The organism is Chitinimonas sp., from assembly GCF_041904975.1.
Taxonomy (GTDB): domain Bacteria; phylum Pseudomonadota; class Gammaproteobacteria; order Burkholderiales; family Chitinimonadaceae; genus Chitinimonas.
The window spans coordinates 1-8,174 of record NZ_JAYRLZ010000202.1 but is presented as its reverse complement, the minus strand read 5'-3'; the positions used below and the strand labels follow the sequence as shown (position 1 = coordinate 8,174).

The 8,174-nt window shown below is 63.0% G+C and carries 9 protein-coding genes; 5 read left to right on the top strand and 4 right to left on the bottom strand.

What is annotated here, in order from left to right; all coding sequences use genetic code 11:
- Positions 1 to 330: 330 nt before the first annotated feature.
- The 4 genes from ACE3OH_RS16290 to ACE3OH_RS16275 all read right to left on the bottom strand — a co-directional run bounded on the left by ACE3OH_RS16290 (position 331) and on the right by ACE3OH_RS16275 (position 3,229).
- Positions 331 to 657 carry a hypothetical protein gene (locus ACE3OH_RS16290; protein ID WP_374355310.1) on the bottom strand — a complete coding sequence of 109 codons (327 nt, stop codon included), beginning with the start codon at positions 655 to 657 and terminating at the stop codon, positions 331 to 333.
- A 122-nt stretch (positions 658 to 779) separates the two neighbouring features.
- Positions 780 to 1,406 carry a LysE family translocator gene (locus tag ACE3OH_RS16285; RefSeq protein ID WP_374355307.1) on the bottom strand — a complete coding sequence of 209 codons (627 nt, stop codon included), beginning with the start codon at positions 1,404 to 1,406 and terminating at the stop codon, positions 780 to 782.
- A 42-nt stretch (positions 1,407 to 1,448) separates the two neighbouring features.
- Entirely contained in the window at positions 1,449 to 2,159 is a 711-nt protein-coding gene (gene hda, locus ACE3OH_RS16280) for a DnaA regulatory inactivator Hda (RefSeq protein WP_374355302.1), read from the bottom strand.
- Positions 2,156 to 3,229 carry an AI-2E family transporter gene (locus tag ACE3OH_RS16275; protein ID WP_374355298.1) on the bottom strand — a complete coding sequence of 358 codons (1,074 nt, stop codon included), beginning with the start codon at positions 3,227 to 3,229 and terminating at the stop codon, positions 2,156 to 2,158. Before ACE3OH_RS16275 ends, hda begins: the two co-directional genes overlap by 4 nt.
- Before the next feature lie 202 nt (positions 3,230 to 3,431).
- Between ACE3OH_RS16275 and purM the strand changes: the two genes are divergently transcribed.
- The 5 genes from purM to ACE3OH_RS16250 all read left to right on the top strand — a co-directional run.
- A complete protein-coding gene (purM, locus tag ACE3OH_RS16270; protein ID WP_374355295.1) occupies positions 3,432 to 4,475 on the top strand; it encodes a phosphoribosylformylglycinamidine cyclo-ligase in 1,044 nt (347 codons plus the stop codon).
- Positions 4,476 to 4,575: 100 nt separating this feature from the next.
- The gene (purN, locus tag ACE3OH_RS16265; protein ID WP_374355292.1) at positions 4,576 to 5,172 is read left to right on the top strand and encodes a phosphoribosylglycinamide formyltransferase; all 597 of its coding nucleotides are present in this window, start codon (positions 4,576 to 4,578) and stop codon (positions 5,170 to 5,172) included.
- Between the two features lie 3 nt (positions 5,173 to 5,175).
- Entirely contained in the window at positions 5,176 to 6,360 is a 1,185-nt protein-coding gene (locus tag ACE3OH_RS16260) for a DUF3108 domain-containing protein (protein ID WP_374355289.1), read from the top strand.
- 69 nt (positions 6,361 to 6,429) lie between these two features.
- Positions 6,430 to 7,107, top strand: coding sequence for a DUF3108 domain-containing protein (locus ACE3OH_RS16255; RefSeq protein WP_374355286.1), 678 nt, complete (start codon positions 6,430 to 6,432; stop codon positions 7,105 to 7,107).
- Positions 7,104 to 8,174, top strand: a 1,071-nt coding sequence (locus tag ACE3OH_RS16250) for an RsmB/NOP family class I SAM-dependent RNA methyltransferase (protein ID WP_374355283.1), incomplete at its 3' end; no start/stop codon positions are given. The genes ACE3OH_RS16255 and ACE3OH_RS16250, both read left to right, overlap by 4 nt.

The following is an 8,174-nucleotide window of genomic DNA, read 5'->3' as shown; positions in this document are numbered from 1 at the left end:
GCCATTGGGGCCGAGCAAGGCAAAGAACTCGCCCTCGCGCACGTCAAAGTCGATGCCTTTGAGCGCTTCAAGCTCGCCGAAGCGCTTCTTGACGGCAGAAAAACGAATGGCAACAGACATGGCGGGCGAGCGAGCAAAGCGCGCAGTTTACCCTAAAAGACCGATCACAACGAAACGACCGTTTGCCTCCGGCCTATTGCAAATAAGCAGGGGGTGGTGGCCGAAAATCACGCGGTATCAGAGGCTTATGCGCAGCAGTCGCGGTGCGGTGTTCCGGGCGGCTGGCCCGCATGGGCGGGCAGTCGCTGCGACCGTGTCGCGCACTGCTGCTCAGTTTTTCACGCAGCCGTACTGCACGCGCGGCTTGGCTTTGTCCGATTTCGAGGTGGCGGAGCGGGCGGCCGTGTCTGGCTGCGGGTCTTTGCCCAAGGCCGCATTGATCTCGTCACACTCGCGTTGTTCGGCGCTGGGGGCATTGTTGCGTGCAGCGGTGGATTTGGCATCGGCCGGTTTGAGCATTTGCTGTACCCGGTCGTTCAGCGGTTTTGCCGCTTCGCTCTGGCCGGCAGGGGCTGGCGGTGGCGCGTCGGTAGCAGATGTCGCGGCCAGGGCGAAGGGCTGGGCAAGCAGCAGGGCTAGCAAAAACAGGGTACGCATGATGAATGGGCAGGATGGGCAAAAGCGTGAGTCTACAAGATTGCTCGCGCACTCGCTGCCGCCATGCGCGGCGCTCGGGGCTTGCGGGGACAGCCCGGCCCGGGGGGGGGGCGCCAGGGTGCTCAGGCGCGGCGCAGTCGCAGCAGCAAGGCGCCGAATGCGATAAAGCAGGCGCCGATGGTGCGATTGAACAGCGGTGAGCGCAGCAGGCCGAGAAAGCGTGCCTGCGCCACCGAGGCCAGCGTGGCATAGCTCATCAGCGAGCAAAACGAGAAGGTGAGAAAGGTGGCGGTGAGAATCGCGACCTGTTTGAGCAGCGGCGCATCGTTGTCGATGAATTGCGGCAGCAGGGCAGCAATGAACAGGATGGCTTTCGGATTGGTGAGGGCAAGCAGCAGGCCTTCCAGATAAAGCGCGCGGGTACCGGTGGTTTCCTCTTGTGCGCATGCGCTGGCCATGGGCTTGTCGGCATTGCGCCATTGCTTGATGCCGAGAAACATCAGGTAGCCGGCGCCAAGCAGCTTCACCATACCGAACACCACGGCCGAGCTTTTCATCAGGGCGCCCATGCCGGCCATGCTCACGCAGGTGAGACAGAGCAGGCCCGATATATTGCCCAGCGACGAGGCGATGGCAGTACGCCAGCCATGATTGGCGCCATTGCGTATCGCCAGCATCACGGCGGGGCCCGGCGTCATGGTGGAGGCGAGGGCAACCGTGCAAAAGAGTAGATAGGCAGAGAGTGGCATGGTGTCCTGCTTGGCGGGTCCGGTTGTGGCGGAGTAAGGTGGTCAGGTAGCGGATTGCGGGCCTGGCGTTTTATCGGACAGAGCGTTGTTTGCCAGCGCCTCGCGCACAAAGGGCAGGGTGAGCGGCCGGCCGGCCGCCAGCGCCTCCCGGTCCAGTGCGTCGAGCAGGCGGGTCAGCGAGGCCAGATCGCGGCTCTGGTGGGTGACCAGCCAGCGGCACACCGTCTCATCCACCTCGCAGCCGCGTGCGCGGGCGCGGTGGCGCAGCAGGGCGGCTTTGTCTTCATCGGCAGGTGGTTGGATCTCGAACACCAGGCCGCTACCGAGGCGCGTACGCAGGTCCTCGCGCAGGTGCAGCTGCATGGGTGGTTGCGGGCCGGCCATGATGATGGCGGCACCGCGCTCGCGCTGGGCATTGATCAGGCCGAACAGCACGATCTGCGTTTCGGCATCGAGCTGGTCGACATGGTGAACCGCCAATAGCTGGGCGCCGTGTGCGGTTTCGCCCAGGTCGGTGGTGGCGGCATCGTAATAGCGGGCGATCAGGCCGTGCTCCTGGGCGCGCGCCATGGTGGCCTGCAGCAGGTGGCGCTTGCCGACGCCGGCCTCGCCCCATAGATAGATGACCGATTCCTGCCCTTCGCCATCGGCCAGCGCCTTGAGCGCCAGAAAGGCTTCCAGATTCGGGCCGATCAGGAAGTCGTCAAAGCCGAATGGCTCGGGCAGCTGCAAATCGAGCGGCAGCTGCTTCATCGGCGATACCAGCCGCTTTCGAAATACTGCTCGCGCACGCGGCGGATCGCCACCAGGGTGACGGCGGCCAGCGGCAGGGCCAGCAAAATACCGATAAAACCGAACAGCTGGCCAAACGCCATCAGGGCAAAGATCACCGCCACCGGATGCAGGCCGATGCGCTCGCCGACCAGGCGCGGTGTGACGACAAAGCCCTCCAGCAGCTGGCCGAGCAGGAACACGCCCCATACCGGCAGCAGGCCGGCCAGTGAGTGAAATTGCAGCACGGCAGTCAGGGTGGCGAGCAGTACGCCGGTGATCACGCCCAGATAGGGCACGATCACCAAGAGGCCGGCGATCACGCCGATGGCAAGCGAGGAGCTCAGGCCGGTCAGCCACAGGCCGGTGGCGTAGAACAGGGCCATGATCAGCATTACCGACAGCTGGCCGCGCAGATACTGGCCCAGCACGCCATCGACTTCGCCGCTGAGTCCATCAACCGTGCTTTGCCAGCGCGGCGGCACCAGCTCCTTGCAGCGGTTCAGCAAGCTATCCCAGTCGCGCAGGAAGTAGAACAGCACCACCGGCAGCAGCACGGCGCTGCCGATAAAGCCGAACATGGCGATGCCGCGCGAGGTCAGCGAAGGCAGCATGTCCTTGAGTAGCTGGCCCGCTTCGCTGCCGTGCTCGCCCAGCCAGGCCTTTACCCGCTCCGCATCGAATACCGAGGGATCGAGGCCGGCGTGCTGGGTGAGCCAGGGGCCGGCGAAGTCGCGCAGCCAGGCCATCAGCTGCGGCAGATAGCCGTACAGGGCTTTGAGCTGCTGGCCGAACAGGGGGAGCAGGATCAATAACAATGCGATGAATAGCAGCATCACACCCAGCATGACCGCGGTAACCGCCAGGGTGCGCGGCCAGCGCCGCCCCTCGAGGCCCGCTACCATCGGTTCGAGGATATAGCCGAGTACCGCAGCAGTGACAAAGGGCGCCAGCACCGGCTTGAGAAGGTAGAGCAGCCATAGCGCTACCGGCAGCAGGGCAAGCGGCCAGTAGCGTATCCAGATGGCGAGGGGCGAGCGATGTGGTCTCATGCTAAAATATCTGCGATTTCCGCTGCTTAATGGTCAGCGTTTACGAATGCGTTGAGCACCCGCTGTTGCAAAGGGTGGTTCGACGCAACGGTGCCAGCATCCGCCTGCCAGGGCCTGCCGGTTTCCCGTAGACCGAACACCGCGCGGCATTGTAACCGCACCACCGGCGCCACCGCGCCGGTTTTCGTTCTGTGAGCCCGACATGAGCCAAACCCCAAATAGCCTTTCCTACCGTGATGCCGGTGTTGATATCGATGCTGGCGACCAGTTGGTCGAGAATATCAAGCCTTTCGCCAAACGAACCATGCGCCCTGAAGTGCTGTCCGGCATTGGTGGTTTTGGTGGTTTGGTGGAAATCAGCAAGAAATACAAGGAGCCGGTGCTGGTTTCCGGTACCGATGGCGTGGGCACCAAGCTCAAGCTGGCGTTTGAATTGAATCGCCATGACACGGTTGGTATCGATCTGGTGGCGATGAGCGTCAACGATATCCTGGTGCAAGGTGCCGAGCCGCTGTTCTTCCTCGATTATTTTGCCTGCGGCAAGCTCGATGTCACCAGCGCTACCGAGGTGATCAAGGGTATCGCCAAGGGTTGCGAAGAATCCGGTTGCGCGCTGATCGGCGGCGAAACCGCCGAAATGCCCGGTATGTATCCGGTAGGCGAATACGATCTGGCCGGCTTTGCCGTCGGCGTGGTGGAAAAGTCAAAGATCATCACTGGTGAAACCATCAAGCCCGGTGATGTGGTGCTGGGTCTGGCGTCCAATGGTGCGCACTCCAACGGCTACTCGCTGATCCGCAAGATCCTGCATCTCACTGAAGCCGATTACAACGCGCCATTCGATCATGGCCGCTCGCTGGCCGATGTGGTGCTGGCACCAACTCGCCTGTATGTGAAGCCGATACTCAAGCTGATGGAAAAGATCACCATCAAGGGCATGGCGCATATCACCGGTGGTGGCATTACCGAGAATGTACCGCGCGTGCTGCCGGCCAATGTGGTGGCGCAGATCGACGCGGCCAGCTGGCAGATGCCGAAACTTTTCCAGTGGCTGCAGGCTCAAGGCAATGTGGCAACCCAGGAGATGTACCGCACCTTCAACTGCGGCGTGGGCATGGTGGTGATCGTCGCCGCCGAGCATGCCGACGACGCGGAAATGCTGCTGGCCGGCGAAGGTGAAACCGTTTACCGCCTTGGCGTGGTGCGCGAACGCCAGGGTGACGAGCATCAGACCCAGGTGGCCTGAGCGAAATACCAAAGCGCTGTAGCGCAGCTTGGGTGAAACGTGATTGGCAAGCCGCCTTTCGCGTTTCACCTTTCACGTTTCACCCCTTCACGACAGTTCTATGAAAAACATTGTCATCCTGATCTCTGGCCGTGGCTCGAATATGCAAGCCATCGTCGAGGCCGGTATTCCCGGCGCGAATATCGCCGCCGTTATCGCCAATCGGCCCGATGCGGCTGGCTTGGCCTGGGCGGCCGAGCGCGGTATAGCCACGCTGGCGCTGGATCACAAGCTGTATGGCAGCCGTGAAGCGTTCGATGCGGCGCTGGCCGAGGCGATCGACGCCTGCCACGCCGATCTGGTGGTGCTGGCCGGCTTTATGCGCATCCTCACCCCGGCGTTTACCGAGCGCTATGCCGGGCGCATGCTGAATATCCACCCCTCGCTGCTGCCCGCCTTCACCGGCCTTCATACCCACCAGCGTGCCATCGAAGCAGGCTGCAAGCTGGCTGGCTGCACCGTGCACTTTGTCACCGCCGAGCTCGATCATGGCCCCATCGTGTTCCAGGCGGCAGTGCCAGTGCTGGATGATGACAACGAGTCGACCCTGGCGGCCAGGGTGCTGGCAGAAGAACACAAGCTGTACCCGGCCGCAGTGCGCGCCTTTGTGGAAGGTCGCATTGTGATTGACGGCCTGCGCGTGAAGGTTCGCGACTAGGGCATGAGCACGCGCTGGTGGTCGCCCCTGCTGATGGTTGCGCTGTTGGTGTCGCTGGTCTTGCACCTGACTGCTGCCACCTCGGATCTTTTGCTGGCCTGGTGGGAAAATGACAGCCTGCAGGCGGACGACACCATACGCGCCACCAAGCGCAAGCTGAACAGCCAGACGCTCGATAGCAGCCTGGGTGGGCGCCACGCGCTGGCCGGCGTCAAGCCGGCGGACACGCTTGAAGTGACCTTCGGTTTGCGTTCGAGTCATCCGGCACATATGGCGCCCAGTGCGGCGCAAGCGGCCAGGGCCAAGCCACCGAAACCGGCGCCAAAGCCGGAGGCAAAACCGGCTGACGCGCCAGCCCTTGCCCAGGTGGAGGCCAAGACGCCTGCGCCGCAACTGCCGACGGTTGATGCGGCGCCAACACCGCCGCCGGCCGAGCCGCTTGTCGCTGCAGCAGCTACGCCTGCCGCAGTGCCGCCGGTGCCGGACAGCAAGGAGCCGCTCCGCCCCGGCAATAGCCCGCAAGCGCCGCTCAGCCAGCGTCCGGTACTGAACGACCCGTTTCCCAAGGCGGCCACCATCAACTACCTGCTCAATGGCTTTGCGCCGATAGAGGCGAAATGGCAGGTTGAAGCCAACCGTTACGAGCTGTCGCTCAATATCGGCATGCTGGGCAAGGCGCGCAGTGGCGGCAGTATCGACGAGCACGGTCTCAAGCCGGTGCAGTACCAGCAGTTCAAGGTCAACGATCCGAACCCACGCTACCAGGTGGATTTTGACTGGGCCGGCAAAACGGTGCTGGTTGGCGAGCCGGGCAAACAAAAGTCGGAGGTGCTGCATGACGGCGCGGTGGATGTGTTCGCTGCCGGCTACCAGTTTGCCTTGCTTGGCGACAAGCTACCGAGCTTCGATATCCAGGTGCTCACGGGTCGCGCCAGCTATACGGTGAACTTTGCCCTGAAGGGCGAGGCGGAGCTGACCCTGTCTGATGTCAAGGTGCCGACGCTGGTGCTGGGCGGCAGCCAGGGCAAGCGCAGCTTCGACTACTATCTGGCGCCGCAATGGCACAACTTGCCGGTGCGCATCCGCTACAACGATGGCGACAAGTCCTACGACCTGATCGCCACCCAGATGCTGATCGACGACAAGGTGGTGCTGGCGCGTCGTAGCCGGCGCGCCGTCGAGAAGTAAGCGCGGTTCAGGCCGCGCTCAGCCTTGCAGTTACAGGCTGGGCGGTCTTTCAATTCCCGGATGATTACCATGCCCTACTTCCTTATTCTGCTGATTTCCCTTGCTGGTCTGCTGGTTTGCGCCGAGCCGCTGCCGGCACGTGTGCATATCAGCTACCAGGCCAGGCTCGGCAGCCTGCCGATTGGCCGCGCCGAGCAGCGCTGGCAGCTTGATGGCGCGCACTACACGCTCAACACCGAGCTCACACCGATTCTGGGACCGCGCATCCGCTATATCAGCCATGGCGATATTGCTGCTGGCGGCTTGGTACCGCTGGACTACGCTGAATACCGCAACAACGAAACCACGCCGCGCCGCTTTGTGCGTTTTGACTGGGCCAAACAGCAAGCCAGCTTCGGCAATGGCGACGCCCAGGAAACCGCCGCGCTGGAAGCGGGTGCCCAGGAATTGAACACCTTGCCGTTCCAGCTGGCCTGGCTTGGCGATAAGGCCCAGATCAAGATGCAGATCGCCACCGGCCGCAAATTGCGCCACGACAGCTTCACCAGCCAGATGGGTAATAGCCTGACGCTGCGCGGCAAACAGTGGGATGCACGCAGCTGGCGCTCCGGCGAGGGGGAAGACCGTACCGAAGTATGGCTGGCCCCCGGCCTTGCCAATCTGCCCATCAAGATCATTCGTAGCGACGAGCATGGCGAGCTCCAGCTGGTCGCCCAATCCATCGACATTGAACCGGAAAAACCATGAGTCTAGCCGCTGCCCCCTTTCACGCCGCCCTGGAGGCCCTGCGCGCCGCCCTGTCCTTTGCTGCCCCTGCCGACGCCGTGCTGTCGCGCTATTTCCGTGAAAACCCCAAGCTGGGCAGCCACGACCGCAACTTTGTTGCCGAAGCGGTGTTCGGTGTACTGCGCCACAAGTTGACGCTGGACCGCATCTGCGCGCCCGATCCGACGCCACGCCGCTTGCTGCTGGCCTGGCTGGTGCGCGGTGGTCGCAATACCCGCGAATTCGAGGCAATCGTCGGCCGCGAGGACGAGCGCGCCTGGCTGGGTCAGGTAAAGGGCTTCAAGAACGATACGCTGGCCCTGCACGAGCAGGCCGAGCTGCCTGATTGGGTGGTGAGCGAATTGCAGGCCAGCGGTATGGACGATGCCGCCATCGTCACCCTGGGCAAATCGCTGAGTCAGCCTGCGCCACTGGATCTGCGCGTCAATACCATCAAGATGAAGCGTGAAGCGGTCATGGCCGAGCTGGAAGCATCGGGCATCGCCGTGGAGACCACGCCCTATTCGCCCTATGGTCTGCGCGCTGCCGGCAAGCCGCAGGTCAATCGCAGCAATCTGTTCAAGGAGGGTGGCTTCGAAGTGCAGGACGAAGGCAGCCAGCTGCTCGGCCTGTTGTTGGCGCCCAAGCGCGGCGAAATGGTGGTGGACTTTTGCGCCGGCGCCGGTGGCAAGACCCTGCTGCTGGGCATGCTGATGGCGTCCAGCGGCCGGTTGTATGCGTTTGACGTATCAGAAAAGCGCCTGGCCAATCTCAAGCCGCGCCTAGCCCGCTCGGGGCTATCGAATGTGCAACCGCAACGGATCGAGCATGAAAACGATGTGCGGGTAAAGCGTCTGGCCGGCAAACTGGATCGAGTGCTGGTCGATGCACCGTGCTCCGGCCTTGGTACCCTGCGCCGCAACCCCGACCTGAAGTTCCGCCAGAGCGCCCAGAGTGTCGATGAGCTCAATGCCAAGCAAGCCAGCATCCTGAACGCCGCCGCCAAGCTGCTCAAGGTTGGCGGACGCCTGGTGTACGCCACCTGCAGC

Coding starts and splice junctions, on each gene's coding strand:
- purN (WP_374355292.1), top strand. CDS start 4,576: ATGAAAAACATTGTCATCCTGATCTCTGGCCGTGGCTCGAATATGCAA.
- ACE3OH_RS16275 (WP_374355298.1), bottom strand. CDS start 3,229: ATGAGACCACATCGCTCGCCCCTCGCCATCTGGATACGCTACTGGCCG.
- ACE3OH_RS16285 (WP_374355307.1), bottom strand. CDS start 1,406: ATGCCACTCTCTGCCTATCTACTCTTTTGCACGGTTGCCCTCGCCTCC.
- hda (WP_374355302.1), bottom strand. CDS start 2,159: ATGAAGCAGCTGCCGCTCGATTTGCAGCTGCCCGAGCCATTCGGCTTT.
- ACE3OH_RS16255 (WP_374355286.1), top strand. CDS start 6,430: ATGCCCTACTTCCTTATTCTGCTGATTTCCCTTGCTGGTCTGCTGGTT.
- purM (WP_374355295.1), top strand. CDS start 3,432: ATGAGCCAAACCCCAAATAGCCTTTCCTACCGTGATGCCGGTGTTGAT.
- ACE3OH_RS16260 (WP_374355289.1), top strand. CDS start 5,176: ATGAGCACGCGCTGGTGGTCGCCCCTGCTGATGGTTGCGCTGTTGGTG.
- ACE3OH_RS16290 (WP_374355310.1), bottom strand. CDS start 657: ATGCGTACCCTGTTTTTGCTAGCCCTGCTGCTTGCCCAGCCCTTCGCC.